This window comes from Rhodanobacter sp. FW102-FHT14D06 (genome assembly GCF_043950705.1).
GTDB lineage: Bacteria > Pseudomonadota > Gammaproteobacteria > Xanthomonadales > Rhodanobacteraceae > Rhodanobacter.
Genome location: NZ_CP170722.1, coordinates 3,550,093 through 3,567,527, shown reverse-complemented (window position 1 = coordinate 3,567,527; position 17,435 = coordinate 3,550,093). Strand labels below are relative to the sequence as shown.

Below are 17,435 nucleotides of genomic sequence, written 5' to 3'. Positions count from 1 at the left end.
TCGCGCGGAGCCTGCCGATGAACACATTACCCGACCGCTACGCCAGCGACGACCTCGTGCTGGACGGGCCGGGCGACGGCCGCAGCCTGGCCCGGCGGCTGTCGAAGCGCTATGCCGCGCGGATCACCGGCGCCTTCGTGGTGCCCGGTCGGGAGGGCACGTTCGCGCCGCTGCCCGACGATCTCCCCGATGCGCTGGCCGGGGCGCTGCGCACGCGCGGCATCGAGCAGCTCTACAGCCATCAGGCCGAGGCATGGCAAGCCACGCGGGCGGGCGCGCACGTGGCCATCGTCACGCCCACCGCCTCGGGCAAGTCGCTGTGCTACACGCTGCCGGTCATCAGCGCTGCCATGACCGATCACGCCAAGGCGCTGTACCTGTTCCCCACCAAGGCGCTGGCGCAGGACCAGGTGGCCGAGCTGCTGGAGCTGAACCGGGCCGGCGCGCTGGGGGTCAAGGCATTCACCTTCGATGGCGACACGCCCGGCGATGCGCGACAGGCGATCCGCCTGCATGGCGACATCGTGGTCAGCAATCCGGACATGCTGCACCAGGGCATCCTGCCGCATCACACCAAGTGGGCGCAGTTCTTCGAGAACCTGCGCTACGTGGTGATCGATGAGGTGCACACGTATCGGGGCGTGTTCGGCTCGCACGTGGCCAACGTGATCCGCCGGCTCAAGCGTGTCTGCGCGTTCTACGGCGTCACCCCGCAGTTCATCCTGTGCTCGGCCACCATCGGCAATCCGCGGGAACACGCCGAGGCGCTGATCGAGGATGCGGTCACCGCAATCACCGAAAGCGGTGCACCCACCGGCGACCAGCACGTGCTGCTGTGGAACCCGCCGGTGGTGAACCCCGACCTTGGTCTGCGCGCCTCGGCGCGCTCGCAGACCAACCGCATCGCGCGGCTGGCGATCAAGAGCGGCATGAAGACGCTGGTGTTCGCCCAGTCGCGCAGCATGGTCGAGGTGCTCACCAAGTACCTCAAGGACGTGTTCGACCACGATCCGCGCAAGCGCCCGCGCATCCGCGCCTATCGCGGCGGCTACCTGCCGAAGGAGCGCCGCGCCGCCGAGCGCGCGATGCGCGAGGGCAGCATCGACGGCATCGTCAGCACCTCGGCGCTGGAACTGGGCGTGGACATCGGCAGCCTCGACGCGGTGGTGCTGAACGGCTACCCGGGCTCCGTCGCCGCGACGTGGCAGCGTTTCGGTCGTGCCGGGCGCCGCCAGCAATCGGCGCTGGGCGTGCTGGTGGCCAGCTCCGACCCGCTGGACCAGTACCTGGTGCGCCACCCGGAGTTCTTCCAGGGCGCTTCGCCGGAGCACGCGCGCATCCAGCCCGATCAACCGCTGATCCTGCTCGACCACATCCGTTGCGCCGCGTTCGAGCTGCCGTTCACCGGCGACGAGATGTTCGGCACCGAGGTCGCCACGCCGTGGCTCGACCTGCTGCGCGAGGAAGGCGTGCTGCACCGCGAGGGCGATCGCTGGGAATGGATCGCCGACAGCTACCCGGCCATCGCGGTGTCGCTGCGCTCGGTGGCCGACGGCAACTTCGTGGTGGTCGACCGCACCGACGGCCGCCAGACCATCATCGCCGAAGTCGACTACTCCGCCGCCGCGGTCACCTTGTACGAAGGCGCGATCCACATGGTCCAGTCGCTGCCCTACCAGGTGGAGAAGCTGGACTGGGAAGGCCGCAAGGCCTACGTCACGCGCACCAGCGTCGACTACTACACCGACGCCATCGACTACACCCGGCTCAAGGTGCTGGACTGTTTCGACAGCGCGCACGCCGGCTGCGGTCAGGCCCATCACGGCGAGGTGCACGTGGTGCGCCGGGTGCCCGGCTACAAGAAGATCCGCTTCTATTCGCACGAGAACATCGGCTACGGCCCGGTCAACCTGCCCGACCAGGAACTGCACACCACGGCGGTGTGGTGGCAGCTGCCGCAGATGGTGCTGGAAGCCGCGTTCGAGCAACGCCAGCAGGCGCTCGACGGTTTCCTCGGCGCGGCTTACGCGCTGCACATCGTCGCCACCGTGGCGGTGATGGCCGAGGCGCGCGACCTGCAGAAAGCCGTGGGCTCGGGCGACGGCGCCTGGTTCGCCAGCACCGACCTCCACGGTCGCGGCCAGCTGCGCGGCAGCGATGGCCAGCCCGCCGCGCTGGCGCCGGATGCGCCGTTCACGCCCACCGTCTACCTGTACGACGCGTTCCCCGGCGGCATCGGCCACAGCGAACCGCTGTTCCGGCGTCGCGAGGACTTGCTGGCGCAATCGGTCAGCCTGATCGAACGCTGCGACTGCCGCGCCGGCTGCCCCGCCTGTGTCGGCCCGGTACTGGCGACGGACGAGCAGACCGCCGACGATCCGGCCGTCGCCACGCCCAAGGCCCTCGCCCTGCGCGTGCTCGCGCTGCTGGTGGCGTTGTGAGCGTGAACCCGCTCATCGCGAAGCTGCGCCAGCTGCGCACCGAGGCGGGACATGCCCATGTCGCCGTGCCTGCCCGCCATGCGCTGGATGCAGCGACGCCGGGAACCCCCCGCGTCGCGCCGCCCCCTTCCGCGATGGCGCCCGAGCTGCGCCGGCTGCTCCAGCGCCACGCCCGGCTCAAGCGCGGCACCGCCGCGGTGCCGTCATCCCGCGACCGCGAGGTGCCCGGCTTCGAACTTTCCCCCGGCCTGCGCTACACCGAGGCGTTTGCCGACTGGCTCGTTCCGCCGCCGGTCATCGACGCCGGCTTCGCCCGCATGGAACCCGTGCACCACGATCGCCTGCTGCACTTCGACACCGAGACCACCGGCCTGGCCGGCGGCACCGGGACCCGCGCCTTCATGATCGGCGCGGCCGACTGGCAGGGTGGCCGCCTGCGCATCCGCCAGCTCACCATCACCACCATGGCGGCGGAGACCGCCATGCTGCGCACCTTCGCCGGCTGGCTGGACGAGGACACCGTGCTCGTCAGCTATAACGGCAAGTGCTACGACGCGCCGCTGCTGGCAACGCGCTACCGTCTCGCCCGCCTGCCGAACCCGCTGGCCGGCCGCGGCCACCTGGACCTGCTGCATCCGGTGCGCCGCCACTGGAAACACCAGTGGCCGAACTGTCGCCTCGCCACCGCCGAGCGCCAACTGCTCGGCGTCGTGCGCGAGGACGACCTGCCCGGCGCGGAGGCCCCCGCCGCCTGGCTCACCTACCTGCGCGGCGGCTCCGCCCGCAACCTGCGCCGCGTCGCCGCGCACAACGCGCAGGATCTGAAAAGCCTGGCCGGGGTGCTGCTGCACATGGCAAACCTGCGGGCACCATGACCGGCGGGCGGCGCGGGGGTATTCCGCGTCGCGCGGCGAGCAGTCGTCAGCGCCTGCCCGATTCGACGACAGGCTTGCCGCCTGCCATCTTGAAATCGAATACGTACCAGAGGCTGAAAGGTTTCTGCGTCACCTCATACGTGCCATCGCCCCGCGGATGCCGCACCCACATCGGCGTGAACGTCCATTGCATGGCCGCCTGCTCGACTGCAGCCTCGAACAAGGCATGCGCCGGACCATCCGCAGTGCCGGGCTGCGGGTGCACGGTCTGGACGCGGCCGTTCTCGTCCATCACCAGCTGCACCACGACAGTGACCGGCGCAGCGCCCGGGCGAACCAGGGTGGGCGGGTACACCGGCGAGACCTGCTTGTCCAGCACGGGCTTCACCGCCGTATCCCCGGGTTGCAAGGTGTAATGCGGTGCGCTCGCAGGCGCCGCCATCTCCGCGTAACTGGTCCGGGGCTCCCCAACCGGCTTGCGTTCCTCTTGCGTACTGCAGCCGCAAACCACGGTGGCAACGAAGGTCCACAACACGAGCACCGGCCAGCTCGACGACACCTGCATGTCCAACCTCCATGATCGAATCAGAATGCGGTTGGGGCGACCCGTCGCCCGCGCGTCAAAATGACAGGGCACCTGCCCGTGTGCAATACGGGAAGGATCGAAGATACCGGCGCCCCACCCTTCGACTTCGGCCCCGCGGGCCTGCACTCAGGGAGAACGGCATGGGCCACCACACCCCCCGTTCGCACTGAGCGCGACTTGGGACAGCAAGCGGCGTCGAAGTGCACGCGCAATGCACCACCCTTGGCCCCCGGGCCTGCGCACTTGCGCTCAGGCAAAACGACACAAGGCGCCGGGCGGAGCCCGGATGGCACGGACTCAGCCCGCGCCGATCACCACCGGTTCCGGCTCCAGCCGCACGCCGAATTTCCCGTGCACGCCGTCCATCACCTGTTGCGCCAGCGCCCACAACTGCGGGCCATTGGCGTGGCCGTGGTTGACCAGCACCAGCGCGTGGCGGTTGGAGATGCCGGCGTCGCCTTCGCGTAGCCCCTTGAAGCCAGCGGCCTCGATCATCCACGCGGCGGAAATCTTGCGGCGACCGTCACGCTGCGGCCAGGCCGGCAGGTCGGAGTGCTCGCGCTGCAATGCTTCCGCCACGGAAGCATCGACGATCGGATTCTTGAAGAAGCTGCCGGCGTTGCCGATCACCGCGGGGTCAGGCAGCTTGCGCGTGCGCAGGCGTACCACCGCCTCGGCGACGTGGAACGGCGCAGGCTTGTCCACGCCCATCCGCGCCAGTTCCTCGTCGATGCCGGCGTAGTCGGTGCGCAACGGCCGGCTGCGCGGCAGCACGAAGCGCACCGCGGTGACGATGTAGCGGCCGGGCTCGTGCTTGAACAGCGAGTCGCGATAGGCGAACGCGCAGGTGGCGTGGTCCAGCGTCACCACGCGATGCTCGCGCAGGTCCCAGGCTTCGACGCTTTCGATGAACTCGGCCACCTCGCAGCCGTAGGCGCCGATGTTCTGGATCGGTGCGGCGCCGACGGTGCCGGGGATCAGGATCAGGTTCTCCAGCCCCGCGTAGCCCTGTCCCAGCGTCCAGCGCACGAAATCGTCCCAGCGCTCGCCCGCGGCCACCGCGATGCGCGCGCTGTCGCCGTCACTTTCAACTTGCACGCCGCGCGTCGACATCCGCAGCACGGTGCCGTGGAAATCGTCGGTGAACAGCACGTTGCTGCCCTCGCCGAGCACCAGCAGCCGCCTCTGGCGGATCGCCGGGAAGTCCAGCAGTTCGGGCAACTTTCCCGCATCGCGGATGTCGGCGAGCAGGTTCGCCCGGGCATCGACGCGCAAGGTGTTGAGCCGCGCCAGCGACGCGTTCTCGGTGAGCGTGTAGCCGCCCATGTCCACGCGCTCAGACGCCATCGACTGACGCCTCGCGCTGGCGGCGGATCTCGTTGACGCATTCGGCCACCAGGTGCGGGCCGCGATAGATCAGGCCCGAATAGAGCTGCACCAGCGAGGCGCCGGCGTCGAGCTTTTCCACCGCGTCGCTGCCGTCGAGGATGCCGCCAACGCCGATCAGCGGGATGCGCTCACCCAGGCGCTGGCGCATGCCGGCCAGCACGGCGGTGGAACGCTCGAACAGCGGCTTGCCGGAGAGCCCTCCTGCCTCGCCGCCGCGCGGGTCGTCCGCCACCGTGGCGCGGTCGGTCGTGGTGTTGGTGCAGATCACGCCGTCGATGCCGGTACGCAGCAGCACCTCGGCCATCGCATCGAGCTCGACCCCGGAGAGGTCCGGCGCGATCTTCAGCAGCATCGGCTTGCGCCGACCGTGCTGCGAGCCCAGCCGTTCCTGCGCGGCGCGCAGGAGCGAGATGAACTTGTACAGCGTGGCCTGTTCCTGCAGGTCGCGCAGGCCCTGGGTGTTGGGCGAGGAAATGTTCACCGTGACGTAGCTGGCCAGCTCATGCACCTTGGTCAGGCAGGCCAGGTAGTCGTTGACCGCCCTGTCGTTCGGCGTGTCCTTGTTCTTGCCGATGTTGATGCCGAGCACGCCGTGGTAGCTCGACTGCTGCACGTTGCGCACCAGCGCGTCGACACCGCCGTTGTTGAAGCCCATGCGGTTGATGATCGCCTCGTGTGCGGGCAGCCGGAACAGGCGCGGTTTCGCATTGCCAGGCTGCGGCAGCGGCGTGACCGTTCCCACCTCGATGAAGCCGAAACCCAGTGTGTTCAGCGCATCGAGATGCTCGGCGTTCTTGTCCAGCCCCGCGGCAAGGCCGACCGGATTGGGAAACTCGAGGCCGAACGCACGCACCGGCAGGTCGGCCGGCACGGTGGCGAGGCGATGGGCGAAACCGCTGCGCTGGGCCACGCCCAGCCCGTACAGGGTCAGCCGGTGGGCCGACTCCGCCTCGAGCGAGAACAGCAGCGGACGCAGGATGTCGTAGAGGGCCAAGTCGATAACGCCGGCAGTGGTGGAATGTCGCGCAGTTTAGCGTGCCGGACAGCGCGCCGAAGGCGGCCGGGTCACGCTCAGCCGGCCAGCAGCTGGCCGCCGTCCACCACCAGGGTCTGGCCGGTGATCCAGCCGGCCCATGGCGAGGCGAGGAACAAGGCCGCGTGCGCGACCTCTGCCGGCGTGCCGTAGCGGCCGAACGGGATCTTCGCCAGCACCTCGGCGTAGCGCGTCGGATCATCCTTGCGGCATTGGTCCCACAGGCCACCGGGAAACTCGATCGACCCGGGCGCAATCGCGTTGACGCGGATGCGCCGGGGCGCCAGGGCCTGCGCCTGGGAGGTCGTGTAATGACTCAGCGCAGCCTTCATCGCCGCGTACGACGGGCCGCCCGGACGCGGCCGCAGCGCGGAGATCGAACTGGTGTGCAGGATGCACGGATGCGCCGACCCGGCCAGGTGCGGCAGCGCGGCCCGCGAGGCGCGCACGGCCGCCATCAGGTCCACGTTGAAGTTGGCCAGCCAGTCCTCGTCCTCGTCGCGGAAGCCGTAGCCGCTGGCGTTGTTGACCAGCACGTCGATGCCACCCAGCGCGCTCGCCGCGTCGTCGACCCAGGCCTGGATGGCCGTCGCTTGCGCCAGGTCGACGGATTGCGCGTGCACGGTCACGTCGTGGGCGGCGATCTGCAGGCGCGTTTCCTCCAGTGCCGCCGCGCCGCGTGCGCAGATCGACACCGCGGCGCCGGCCTGGGCGAAACCCAGCGCGATGCTGCGGCCGATGCCGCGGCTGCCGCCGGCCACCAGCACGCGCCAGCCATGAAAATCGAACGGCGGCGGCGCACTCACCATCCGTGCCAGCCGCCGAGCGCGAAACCGAAGAACAGCACCGCGATCACCAAGGACACGAACAGCACCGACAGCAGCAGTTGCACGTAGCCAAGCACCAGCCCGGCAACCGCCATGCCGTCACCTTCGGGGCGGTGCTCCGGGTGGCTGTTGCGGATCTCGCTGCGCGCGAGGTGACCGCAGACGATGGCCACCACCGCGCCGAAGAACGGCAGCACGCACCAGGCCAGGATGCCGAACACCAGGCTCACCACTGCCAGCGTGCTGGTCGGGGCGGCGGCGCGATAGGACACGGGATCGTTCATCGGCTTGCTCGCGGAATGCGCCGGGTCGGCGTCGAGAGCATCGTAGCGTGATCGCCCGCGGCCGGCGAACCGGCCGCGAGCCTGTTGCCGGTACCTACAGGTCGAACTTGATGCCCTGCGCCAGCGGCAGCGAATCGGAGTAGTTGATGGTGTTGGTCTGGCGGCGCATGTAGACCTTCCACGCGTCCGAGCCGGACTCGCGGCCACCGCCGGTTTCCTTCTCGCCGCCGAACGCGCCGCCGATTTCGGCGCCGGAGGTGCCGATATTGACGTTGGCGATGCCGCAGTCCGAACCGGCCGCCGACAAATACTTCTCGGCCGACTTCAGGTTCTGCGTGAAGATCGCCGAGGACAGGCCCTGCGGCACGTCGTTCTGCGCTTCGATCGCCTCGTCGAGATGCTTGAACTTCATCACGTAGAGGATCGGCGCGAAGGTTTCGGTCTGCACGACTTCATCGGCGTTCTTCAGGCCGGTGATGATGGTCGGCAGCACGAAGTTGCCCTTGCGGTCGGTCAGCGCCGCGCCGCCGGTGGCCACCGTGCCGCCAGCCGCCTTCGCCTTCTCGATCGCGGCGAGATAACCCTGCACCGCGTCCTGGCTGTTCAACGGGCCCATCAGCGTGGTGGCCAGCGTCGGATCGCCGATCTTGCCCTCGACCTGCTTGTAGGCCTTGACCAGCGTGTCGAGCACGCTGTCGTGGATGGATTCATGCACGAACAGGCGGCGCGTGCTGGTGCAGCGCTGGCCGGCGGTGCCGACCGCGCCGAATACGATGCCCGGAATCGCCAGCTTCAGGTCGGCCGACTCGTCCAGGATGATCGCGTTGTTGCCGCCCAGCTCCAGCAGCGAGCGGCCCATGCGCTGCGCCACGCGCTCGCCGACCATGCGGCCGACCTTGGTCGAGCCGGTGAAGCTGATCAGCGGGATGCGCTTGTCGTCGACGAAGGCCTGCGCCAGGTCGCTGCCGGCGTCGTTGAACAGGAAGAACAGGTCGGGGTAGCCGCCGTTTTTCAGCGCCTCGTTGCAGATCCTGATCGCGGCGATCGCCGACAACGGCGTTTTCGGCGAGGGCTTCCAGATGCAGATGTCGCCGCAGGCGGCAGCCAGCATCGCGTTCCAGGCCCACACCGCGACCGGGAAGTTGAACGCGCTGATGATGCCGACGATGCCCAGCGGGTGGTACTGCTCGTACATGCGGTGGCCGGCGCGCTCCGAGTGCATGGTGTAGCCGTACAGCATGCGGCTCTGGCCGACCGCGAAGTCGGCGATGTCGATCATCTCCTGCACTTCGCCGTCGCCCTCGGGCTTGATCTTGCCCATCTCCAGCGCGACCAGCGAACCCAGTGCGTCCTTGTGCTTGCGCAGCGCCTCGCCGCACAGCCGCACGGCTTCGCCGCGCTGCGGCGCCGGCGTGGTGCGCCACACCTTGAACGCTTCCTGCGCGCGCTTGATGATGACCTCGTAGTCGGCAGCGCTGGAGGCATGCACCGTCGCAATCACCTCGCCGGTGGCCGGATTCACCGGCTGCAGGGCGCCGGCGTCGGTGGTCTTCGACCACTCGCCCTGGCCGAGATAGGTACCCGAATGTTCGGTACCGATACCGAGCGACTTGAGGATGGCATGCGACATACGTGGCTCCTGGTCGTGCGGCGCCCGCTGGCGCCGTGGATGAAGTAGGCAATTGGCCATTCTAGCAGGGTGGCAGGAATGGCTTCTTCCCTGCGCGCTGGCGAGGGTCGGGCGGGTCGCTCTCGGCCCCGGTTTGCAGCGACCCTGCGCGCGCCCCCGCAATCTGCCTCTGCAAGCGGAAGGGAGGGGCAGAACCGCGCGATCCATGCGAAAATCGCCACCCCGCCCTCGTAGCTCAGTCGGATAGAGCGGTCCCCTCCTAAGGGACAGGTCGGACGTTCGAATCGTCTCGGGGGCACCAATCGCAGCGAACGCAAGGGTCGGCCATGTCGGCCCTTGTGCGTTTCAGGAACTGCACGACAGCATCGAGCAACCCGCCTTGTGCCGCGCCCAGTCCGGCCGCTTCTGCGCAAATGCCTCGTGGCCGGGCTGGTCATCGTACGGATGGCGCATCACGTCGAGCAGCTCGCGGATGCCGGAAGGATCGCCCGCGCTTGCCTGGTCGATCACCTGTTGCGCGAGGTAATTGCGCAGCACGTAGCGTGGATTGGCCGCCCGCATGCGCGCGCGGCGCACGTCGGCCGAAAGCGGATCGTCGATGAGCCGGGCGGCATAGCGCACCAGCCAGTCGGCAAGCGCCGGCTCGGTTTCGCGCCGTTTCGCCTCATCGTAGAAGGCATCGTCCATCGGCTGCAGGGTTGGCCTCGCCGGATCGATGTCGGCGAGTGCGCGAAACCACAGCGTCATGTCGATTTCGGCCGACGCCATCAGCGCATGAAGATCCTGCATCAGCGCCATATCCGCGTCACGGCACTCGGCCAGCCCGAGCTTGCGCGCGATGTTGACGCGATCCGCGGCGGCGTAGACCTCGGCGTAGCGGTCGAGCCCGGCCTGCAACGGCGCCACGTCGTCGAACAACGGCGCCAATGCCGCGGCCAACCGGCTCAGGTTCCACCACGCCACGTTCGGCTGCTGGCCGTAGCGGTAGCGGCGGCGCTGCGCGTCGGTGGTGTTCGGCGTCCAGTCCGGGTCGAAGTTGTCGACCCAGCCGTAGGGGCCGTAGTCGATGGTGAGGCCGAGGATCGACATGTTGTCGGTGTTCATCACGCCATGCACGAAGCCCACCCGCATCCAGTGCGCGATCATCGTGGCCGTGCGTTCGCAGACCTGGGCGAACCACTCGGCATGCAGCGCCTCGCCCTGCCCCGACAGCTCCGGAAAGTCGCGCCTGATGGTGAAATCGACCAACTGCCGCAACAGCGCGGCATCGCCGCGCGAGGTCGGCAGCTCGAAATTGCCGAAGCGGATGAACGAAGGCGCCGCACGGCAGACGATGGCGCCGGGCTCGGGCGCGGCGTGGCCGTCGTAGAACATGTCGCGCAGCACCGGCTCGCCGGTTTCGAGCAGGCACAGGGCGCGCGTGGTCGGCACGCCGAGGTGATGCATCGCCTCGCTGCACAGGAACTCGCGCACAGACGAACGCAGCACCGCGCGACCGTCGGCGCCGCGCGAGTACGGCGTCTGGCCCGCTCCCTTCAACTGCAACTCCCAACGTTCGCCAGCGGCGCCGATCACCTCGCCCAGCGAAATTGCACGGCCATCGCCGAGCTGGCCGGCCCAGTTGCCGAACTGGTGGCCACCGTAATTGGCCGCCCACGGCTGCATGCCTCCGAGCAAGGCATTGCCGCCGAACACCCGTGCGAATTCGTCGCTGGCGACATCCGCCTCGCTGAAACCCAGTGACGCCGCCATCTCCACCGAATGCGCCAGCAATCGCGGCGCGGCCACCGGCGTCGGATCGACCCGCGAGTACAGCGCCCCCTCGACCTGGCGCAGCCGCGCACCTGCCTCCTGGTCCCCGGGCAGCTCGTGCACGAACGCGTTGTCGAAACGAAGCTTGAACATCGGCATACCCGACCGATTGTAGGTGAGCAGCCTGTCCACAAGGGACTTTCTTTGGTCGCGCGCGATACTTTATGCGTCACGTGACGAAGAGCATCGCGCACAGGGTGTGCCCCTGCAAGCATGGCGCTACGGCGTCGGCATCGCGGACAGCTATAGTCGGCGCGCCCAGCCTGCGAGAAGCGCATGAACGACACACCCGCCGACCTCAACGCCGACGCCCTGCCCGAGGACGCGCCCTGGCTCGCCGCCACCACGCGCTGGATCGAGCGTGCAGTGGTCGGGCTGAACCTGTGCCCGTTTGCCCGCGCGCCCCACGCGCAGGGCAAGCTGCGGCTGCGGGTAAGCCACGCACGCGATACCGATGCGTTGCTCGACGACCTGTGCGGCGAACTGCAATCGTTGAACGCCCTGACGCCGGACGAATGCGAGACGGGCCTGCTGATCCATCCGTTCGTGCTCAATGACTTCCTCGACTACAACGATTTTCTCGACGTGGCCGATGCCGCGGTGCAGACGCTGGGGCTCGAAGGCGAATGGCAGGTGGCCGGCTTCCACCCGCAATACCGGTTCGCCGACAGCGCCGACGACGCGATCGAGAACTTCAGCAACCGCTCGCCCTTTCCCACCCTGCACCTGCTGCGCGAAGCGAGCGTGGAACGCGCGATGGAACAGATGAGCGACACCGACGCGATCTACCGGCGCAACATCGAGACACTGCGGCGGCTGGGTGTCGAGGGTTGGCAGGAGCTGTGGCGCGGCGAAACCGGCTGAACTTGCGCCACCACACGGCGTTCATGCCCGCCGTGCCATGCTGGCGCGTGAATAACATTCCCGACCCTCATAGCGACCCTTACAGCGAAAGCATCGACCCCGGCGTGCAATGCACGACCTGCGAGGCCGTGTGCTGCCGTCTCACCGTGGTATTGATGCCCGAAGACCACGTGCCCGCCTGGCTGGTCGATCACGACGCACACGGCATGGAAATCCTGGCCAAGGGCGAAGACGGCTGGTGTGCCGCGGTGGACCCGAACACCTCCCGCTGCACCATCTACGAGGACCGCCCCGCGATTTGCCGCAAGTACGCCATGGGCAGCCCGAGCTGCCGCGACGAGCGCCACAAATGGTTCGGCAACGTCATCCCCACGGCGGTGCACGTGCTGTAGGGCGGACGCCGCCCGCCATCGGATTGCAAAACAGCCGGCGGGCCTACGCGAAAATCAGCGCGACCTCGGTGGCATCGAGGGCGCGCCATTCGCCGGACGGCAGATCCCCCAAGGCGAGTCCACCGACTGAAATCCGCTGCAGCGTTTCCACGTGGTTGCCCGCCGCAGCGAACATCCGGCGAACCTGGTGATAGCGGCCCTCAGTGACGGTCAGGCGGGCATGCCGCGGCCCCAGCACATCGAGTGTCGCCGGTGCCAGCGGTTCCTTCTCCGATTCCAGCAGCAGCGTGCCGCTGGCGAACAGCGCGCCCTCGTCGCCGCGCAGATCCTGTGCGAGGGTGGCCTCGTACACCTTGGCCACCTGCGCCTTCGGCGAAATGATCCGGTGCAGCAACGGGCCGTCGTCGGTGAACAGCAGCAAACCGGAGGTGTCGCGGTCCAGTCGCCCCACGGTGGACAGCGCGGGCGTACGCACGCTGTAGCGCGGCGGCAGCAGGTCGTAGACGATGCGGCCCGGGTCCTTGCGCGAGCAGGTGACACCGAGCGGCTTGTTCAACATCAGCACCAGGCCAGGCGGCGGGTCCAACGGCTCGTCGTCGACGCGGACGGTTTCCAGCGGCACCACGTCGTCGGCGTAGAGCACCTCGCCATCGGCGTCGGTGATGCGACCGCTGCGGAACAGCCGGGTCACGTCCTTGCGACTGCCGTAGCCGAGGTTGGCGATCAGCTTGACCAGTTTCATGCGTGTACTCCGGTGGCCTCGATCACCTTGAATCCTTCCTGCGTCGCCAGCGTGCGCACGGTCTCGAAGCGCTGGCCCAGGTGCGCCTCGTACGGCAGGTGCCGATTCGCCACCAGCAGCAGGCAGCCGTCCGGTCGCAGCGCATCCGCTGCACTGGTGATGAAGGCGCGGCCCAGCTCCGGCAGGTCCGCGCGGCCCTGGTGGAACGGCGGATTGCTGACGATGGCATCGTAGCGTTCGGGCAAGCCGCGGGTCACGTCGTGCCAGTGCACGTTCACCGCCAGCTCGCGACCAGCATCGCGTTGTGCCCGCGCCAGGTTGACGCGCGCCGGCTCCAGCGCGCGCGCCTCGGCCTCGTACAGGTCGATCGCCGAGACCCGCGGGCAACGCGCGATCAGCTGGCAGGCGAGGTAACCGTAACCGGCGCCGAGGTCCGCCACCCGACCGTGCAGGTCCACCGGCAGGTGTTCGGCCAGCAGCGCCGAGGCGCGGTCGACGCGGTCCCAGGCGAACAGCCCCGGCCGGCTGACGTAGCCGCCGGCAATCTCGCGTGGTGCATCCAGTGCCAGCCATGGCTCCAGCAACGCCTGGTCGATGGCAGCGTCGTCCCGCGTGGCCCAGAACACGCGGCATTTGTGCTTGGACAATTGCTGCACGGGCCCGGCGAGCGTCTGCAGATCCGCCTCACCGGATTTCGCACCCTCGGCATTGGCCATTGCCGCCAGCACGGTGCCGCCCGGTGCAGTGTGCTGCAGCGCCCGGGCGAACAGCGCGCGCGCCTCGTCGCGCTGGCGCGGCGGCAGCACCAGCACCAGCGCGAAACGTTCGTCGGCCGCCGGTTCGCCGACGTGCAGGCCCTGTCGCGCCAGCTCCTCCGCGAACGGCAGGAAACCCTGCTCGCACAACCAGCCCGGCTGCGCCAGCTCGCGCAGGCGCACATTGGCGCGCGCACGCAAGAACAGCACCCGGCCATCCGCGGGCAAACTCAACCGCGCCGTCTCGAACGGCACGAACAACGCCGCCAGCGCTGCGCTGGGGGGCGCGAATACTCCCGCCATGCTCACTCGATGTCCTGACCCGGGAAACAGGCGCGCAGTGTATCGCGGCGCCTTTGCGCGCCTGTCGCCTGCACGGTGCTCAAGGCCGTGCGGCGGTACCCGGTGACGCCGGCAATTCGTCCAGCATCTGTTGCGCCAACGGGCCGTAGCCTTCGTCGAAATGATGGCCACCCTGCTTGGCGTGCACGGTGACCCACGTCGGCAGACCGGGCTGGTCGCACAGACTGTCGGCCGCGTCGTCCAGGCCGTAGTAGCACACCACGGGCGGCTGGCCGTGCAACGCCCGCAGCGGCGGCAGCGGGTCGTGATGATCGATCGGGTTGATCCACTGCAACGCGTCCTTGAGGCGCTCCTTGAACCAGCCCTGTTCGATCATGTAACCCTGCAGCTCGATCTCGAAGGTCACGTCGCGGCTGGGCGAGAGCAGCACCATCTGGGTGATCCGCGCACGGTTCTCGGCGCCGAGCTGGTCGGTGATGGTGGGCAGCACGTCGGCGCCGAACGAAAAGCCGATCAGCCAGATCCGCCGCTTGCCCCACGCATCGAGCTGCTTCGTCATCAACGCATCCAGTTCGCGCGCAGTCTGCCGCGGGTCGTGCCCGCGCCAGTAGTACTTGAACGAGTTGATGCCGAGCACCGGCACGCCGCGGTCGATCAAGGCGATGCCCAGGCGCCGATCCACGTCGGCCCAGCCGCCGTCGCCGGAGACGATCACCGCCATCACGTCGTCCTTCCCCTCAGGCGGTGCGACGGCATGCGCGGCCACCGGCCAGACCACGGCCGCATCGGCCAGGCTGACCGACGACCAGGGCCGCCACGCCAGCAAGGCGCCAAGCACACCAAGCACCAGCACACCGGCCAGCCAGGTCTTCCATCGTCTCATCGGCGCACGACTCCTCCCAATCCGCCGGCGATCAGGCTGGCCACGTTGGCCAGGATCATCGGCAAGGCGATGCCGCGGGGCACCGCCATGTAGCGCGGCTCCCACTGCGGGTCGAACTTCTGCTTGTAGCGTTGCAGGCCGCGGAAGTTGTAGAAGCGCTCGCCGCGGCCGAACACCATCGCGCCGAACCGGTTCCACCATGGCGCATGCCGCCGGCTGTGCAGCCCGGCCAGCGGCGCCATGCCGAGGTTGAACCAGCGGTAGCCCTCGGCGCGCGCCCACAGCATCAGCTCCACGAACAGGTAGTCCATGATGCCGGCCGGGGCGTCCGGGCGATGGCGCATCAGATCGACCGATGCCTCTTCACGGGTGTCGCTGAGCAGCAGGTTGGCGAATGCCACCAGCTCATCGCCCTGCCACACCAGCGCCATCGGCGTGCGCGCCAGGTAGTGCGGGTCGAAGGCACCGAGCGAGAAGCGCTTTTCGCGCACGTGCTTGTCGCGCAGCCAGGCGTCCGACACCGGCCGCAGCTTCGGCAGCAGGCCGGCCACCGCGTCGGCCGGCACGATCTCCAGGCGCAGGCCGTCGCGCTGCAGCCTGTTGACCGTGTTGCGCAGCACCTTCTTCGACTTGCCGTCGAGGTTGAAGGCATCCAGTCGCACCCGCGCCTCTTCGCCGATCTTCAGCAGGTTCAGGCCCACCTCCAGGTACAGGTCCAGGTTGGCCGGGCTGACCTGGTAGAACACCGGCCAGCCACCCGCTCGCTCGCACTGTTCGAGGAAGGTCCACACCAGCTCGCGCCGTGCGGCCTCGTCGGTACCCACCGGATCGCCCATCGCGACCCAACTGCGTCCGATCGTGTCGAACATCACGAAGGCCTTGTGCTCGTCGTCGAACAGCAAGGTCTTGTCGCCCATCAGGGCCAGGTGTGCCTGCGCCGAGGGAAACTGCTTGATCAGCGGCAGCGCCTGCGCCAACTCGGCCTCGCCGGGTCGTTCGCGCTGCAGTTTCTGCGGACGGATCAGGCTGGCCGCCGCGAACAGCATGCCGGTGACGGCCGCGGCCACCAGCGCGCGCAGCGCGCGCGGCGCGCCGCCGTGTTGCAGGCTGAACTGCCACCACAGGTCGGCGCTGTAGTCGACGTGCTTGTAGCTGAACACCACCAGCCACGCCGCGCAGCCCAGCGTCGCCACGATCGCCACGATCCAGCCCACGCCGAAGCTGGTGCTGAACAGCGACGCGCGCCGATGGAACAACCGGTGGGCCGGCGCCAGCGCCAGCACCAGCAAGGTCATCAGCGCGGCCTCCTCGTAGTCGATGCCCTTGAGCAGCGAGAACACCGCGCCGGCCAGCAGCAACACCATGGTCAGCCAGTAGGCGGCATCCAGCCGCCGTTGCAGGCCGCGCGCCAGGATCAGCAGCAGCATGCCGATCACGCTGGCCAGCAGGTGCGAAACCTCCAGCACCGACAGCGGCAACAGCTCGCCGAGGATCGCCATGCGCACCGGCAGCGCGCGGGTCGCGCCGGAGAACAGCAGCACCGCCCCGCAGACCAGGGTCAGGCCGGCGAAGAACGAAGGCAGCAAGCCGGTGAACCATGGCGCCAGCACGGCCTTGCGGCGCCAGCCCTGCGCCTCGCGCTGCAGTACCAGCACGGCGGCGGCGCACAGCGGCAGCAGGTAATAGATCACCCGGTACGCGGCCAGCGCACCGAGGATCGGTGCCGTCAGCTGCGCGTTGCCGGTGGCGCCGAAGCCGGCCAGCATCACCGCCTCGAACACGCCCAGCCCGCCGGGCACGTGGCTCACCAGGCCGACGATCTGGGCGATCACGAAGATCGCCAGGAAGTGCCCGAAGCCGTTGTTCAACGCATCCGGCATCAGCACGTAAAGCACCGCGGCAGCGAGGCCCCAGTCGCAGGCGCCGACCAGGATCTGTTTCAACGCGGTGCCCACCGAAGGCAGCGTCACGCGCCAGCGCCAGATGCGCAGCGGGCGATGGATCAATCCGCCAGCCAGCCACGCCAGCGGCAGTGCGACCAGCACCGCGCCCAACGGCTGGCTCAGACCGGCCAGCGGCAGCTCCGGCGGCAGCGGCACCCACAACAAGGTGGTGCCGGTGAGCGCCAGCAGGCCGAGCCAGAAGCTGCTGGTGCAGAACAGCACCACGCGGGCGATCTCGCCGTTGCCCAGCCCGTTCTGCACGTAGAAGCGATAGCGGATCGAACCGGACACCAGCAGCGACATGCCCAGGGCGTTGCTGAAGGCGTAGCTGATGAAGGAAATCAGGCCGACCCGCCGCCACGGCAGCCGGCGTCCGATCGCGGCCAGCGCCAGGCGGTCGTACATCGTCATCACCGCGTAGCCGGCCAGGGTAAACAGCACCGCCAGGCCCAGGCGTTCGTGCGACAGGCCCTGCACGTACTGGCGCACCTGGTGGTAATTCACCTCGCGCGCCAGCAGATGCAGGGCGAACAGCGCCAGGCACAGCATGCCCACCGAGAACAGCGGGCCGGCGATGTGGCGCAACCACGCGACCCTCTGACTGGGGCCATCGGGAATCCCGTCCGCACGCGGCGCCCGTTCGACTTGTTCCTGCACCACGCGGCTCGCATCCCCC

Annotated in this window: 15 protein-coding genes and 1 tRNA gene; 5 read left to right on the top strand and 11 right to left on the bottom strand. The window is 68.7% G+C overall.

All coding sequences use genetic code 11. From position 1 onward, the window contains the following. The first annotated feature begins 17 nt into the window (after positions 1-17). Together ACFCQI_RS16095 and ACFCQI_RS16090 are read left to right on the top strand one after the other, a co-directional pair. Positions 18-2,441: a DEAD/DEAH box helicase gene (locus ACFCQI_RS16095; RefSeq protein WP_395118385.1), complete on the top strand. Its 2,424-nt coding sequence runs from the start codon at positions 18-20 to the stop codon at positions 2,439-2,441. Positions 2,442-2,443: 2 nt separating this feature from the next. Next, the gene (locus ACFCQI_RS16090; protein WP_395118383.1) at positions 2,444-3,316 is read left to right on the top strand and encodes a ribonuclease H-like domain-containing protein; all 873 of its coding nucleotides are present in this window, start codon (positions 2,444-2,446) and stop codon (positions 3,314-3,316) included. 46 nt (positions 3,317-3,362) lie between these two features. Here the strand turns inward: ACFCQI_RS16090 and ACFCQI_RS16085 are convergent, their stop codons facing one another. The 6 genes from ACFCQI_RS16085 to ACFCQI_RS16060 form a co-directional block, all read right to left on the bottom strand. Next, entirely contained in the window at positions 3,363-3,887 is a 525-nt protein-coding gene (locus tag ACFCQI_RS16085) for an energy transducer TonB (RefSeq protein WP_395118381.1), read from the bottom strand. Positions 3,888-4,199: 312 nt separating this feature from the next. After that, positions 4,200-5,228, bottom strand: a complete 1,029-nt coding sequence (gene murB / locus ACFCQI_RS16080) for a UDP-N-acetylmuramate dehydrogenase (RefSeq protein ID WP_395121384.1) — start codon at positions 5,226-5,228, stop codon at positions 4,200-4,202. A gap of 10 nt (positions 5,229-5,238) precedes the next feature. After that, positions 5,239-6,285, bottom strand: coding sequence for a quinone-dependent dihydroorotate dehydrogenase (locus ACFCQI_RS16075; protein WP_395118379.1), 1,047 nt, complete (start codon positions 6,283-6,285; stop codon positions 5,239-5,241). Between the two features lie 77 nt (positions 6,286-6,362). Continuing rightward, the gene (locus tag ACFCQI_RS16070; RefSeq protein ID WP_395118377.1) at positions 6,363-7,133 is read right to left on the bottom strand and encodes an SDR family NAD(P)-dependent oxidoreductase; all 771 of its coding nucleotides are present in this window, start codon (positions 7,131-7,133) and stop codon (positions 6,363-6,365) included. Beyond that, the gene (locus tag ACFCQI_RS16065; protein ID WP_395118375.1) at positions 7,127-7,435 is read right to left on the bottom strand and encodes a DUF4190 domain-containing protein; all 309 of its coding nucleotides are present in this window, start codon (positions 7,433-7,435) and stop codon (positions 7,127-7,129) included. Before ACFCQI_RS16065 ends, ACFCQI_RS16070 begins: the two co-directional genes overlap by 7 nt. Positions 7,436-7,529: 94 nt before the next feature. Further along, complete coding sequence (locus ACFCQI_RS16060; protein WP_395118374.1) at positions 7,530-9,065, bottom strand: aldehyde dehydrogenase family protein; 1,536 nt, start codon at positions 9,063-9,065, stop codon at positions 7,530-7,532. A gap of 224 nt (positions 9,066-9,289) precedes the next feature. Here ACFCQI_RS16060 and ACFCQI_RS16055 point away from each other — a divergent pair. Continuing rightward, a tRNA-Arg gene (locus ACFCQI_RS16055) sits at positions 9,290-9,366 on the top strand. A 44-nt stretch (positions 9,367-9,410) separates the two neighbouring features. On the opposite strand, the gene ACFCQI_RS16050 is transcribed toward ACFCQI_RS16055, so the two are convergent. Continuing rightward, positions 9,411-10,970, bottom strand: a complete 1,560-nt coding sequence (locus ACFCQI_RS16050; RefSeq protein ID WP_395118372.1) for a YdiU family protein — start codon at positions 10,968-10,970, stop codon at positions 9,411-9,413. A 183-nt stretch (positions 10,971-11,153) separates the two neighbouring features. On the opposite strand from ACFCQI_RS16050, the gene ACFCQI_RS16045 reads away from it, so the two are divergent. Next, positions 11,154-11,741: a DUF1415 domain-containing protein gene (locus ACFCQI_RS16045; protein ID WP_395118370.1), complete on the top strand. Its 588-nt coding sequence runs from the start codon at positions 11,154-11,156 to the stop codon at positions 11,739-11,741. Positions 11,742-11,788: 47 nt separating this feature from the next. After that, positions 11,789-12,133, top strand: a complete 345-nt coding sequence (locus tag ACFCQI_RS16040; protein WP_395118367.1) for a YkgJ family cysteine cluster protein — start codon at positions 11,789-11,791, stop codon at positions 12,131-12,133. A gap of 43 nt (positions 12,134-12,176) precedes the next feature. On the opposite strand, the gene ACFCQI_RS16035 is transcribed toward ACFCQI_RS16040, so the two are convergent. From ACFCQI_RS16035 to mprF, 4 genes are all read right to left on the bottom strand, one after another. Then, on the bottom strand, positions 12,177-12,875 hold the full coding sequence (locus tag ACFCQI_RS16035) for a pseudouridine synthase (protein ID WP_395118366.1): 699 nt from the start codon (positions 12,873-12,875) through the stop codon (positions 12,177-12,179). After that, entirely contained in the window at positions 12,872-13,933 is a 1,062-nt protein-coding gene (locus tag ACFCQI_RS16030) for a class I SAM-dependent methyltransferase (RefSeq protein ID WP_395118364.1), read from the bottom strand. The genes ACFCQI_RS16035 and ACFCQI_RS16030 overlap by 4 nt, the downstream gene beginning before the upstream one ends. 79 nt (positions 13,934-14,012) lie before the next feature. Further along, positions 14,013-14,816 carry an AcvB/VirJ family lysyl-phosphatidylglycerol hydrolase gene (locus ACFCQI_RS16025; RefSeq protein ID WP_395118362.1) on the bottom strand — a complete coding sequence of 268 codons (804 nt, stop codon included), beginning with the start codon at positions 14,814-14,816 and terminating at the stop codon, positions 14,013-14,015. After that, a complete protein-coding gene (mprF, locus tag ACFCQI_RS16020) occupies positions 14,813-17,344 on the bottom strand; it encodes a bifunctional lysylphosphatidylglycerol flippase/synthetase MprF (protein ID WP_395118360.1) in 2,532 nt (843 codons plus the stop codon). The genes ACFCQI_RS16025 and mprF overlap by 4 nt, the downstream gene beginning before the upstream one ends. Positions 17,345-17,435: the final 91 nt, after the last annotated feature.

Excerpts from the sequence above, each read along its gene's own strand:
- murB (WP_395121384.1), bottom strand. The coding sequence starts at position 5,228 with ATGGGCGGCTACACGCTCACCGAGAACGCGTCGCTGGCGCGGCTCAAC.
- ACFCQI_RS16030 (WP_395118364.1), bottom strand. The coding sequence starts at position 13,933 with ATGGCGGGAGTATTCGCGCCCCCCAGCGCAGCGCTGGCGGCGTTGTTC.
- ACFCQI_RS16065 (WP_395118375.1), bottom strand. The coding sequence starts at position 7,435 with ATGAACGATCCCGTGTCCTATCGCGCCGCCGCCCCGACCAGCACGCTG.
- ACFCQI_RS16025 (WP_395118362.1), bottom strand. The coding sequence starts at position 14,816 with ATGAGACGATGGAAGACCTGGCTGGCCGGTGTGCTGGTGCTTGGTGTG.
- ACFCQI_RS16070 (WP_395118377.1), bottom strand. The coding sequence starts at position 7,133 with ATGGTGAGTGCGCCGCCGCCGTTCGATTTTCATGGCTGGCGCGTGCTG.
- ACFCQI_RS16045 (WP_395118370.1), top strand. The coding sequence starts at position 11,154 with ATGAACGACACACCCGCCGACCTCAACGCCGACGCCCTGCCCGAGGAC.
- ACFCQI_RS16095 (WP_395118385.1), top strand. The coding sequence starts at position 18 with ATGAACACATTACCCGACCGCTACGCCAGCGACGACCTCGTGCTGGAC.
- ACFCQI_RS16050 (WP_395118372.1), bottom strand. The coding sequence starts at position 10,970 with ATGTTCAAGCTTCGTTTCGACAACGCGTTCGTGCACGAGCTGCCCGGG.
- ACFCQI_RS16035 (WP_395118366.1), bottom strand. The coding sequence starts at position 12,875 with ATGAAACTGGTCAAGCTGATCGCCAACCTCGGCTACGGCAGTCGCAAG.
- ACFCQI_RS16060 (WP_395118374.1), bottom strand. The coding sequence starts at position 9,065 with ATGTCGCATGCCATCCTCAAGTCGCTCGGTATCGGTACCGAACATTCG.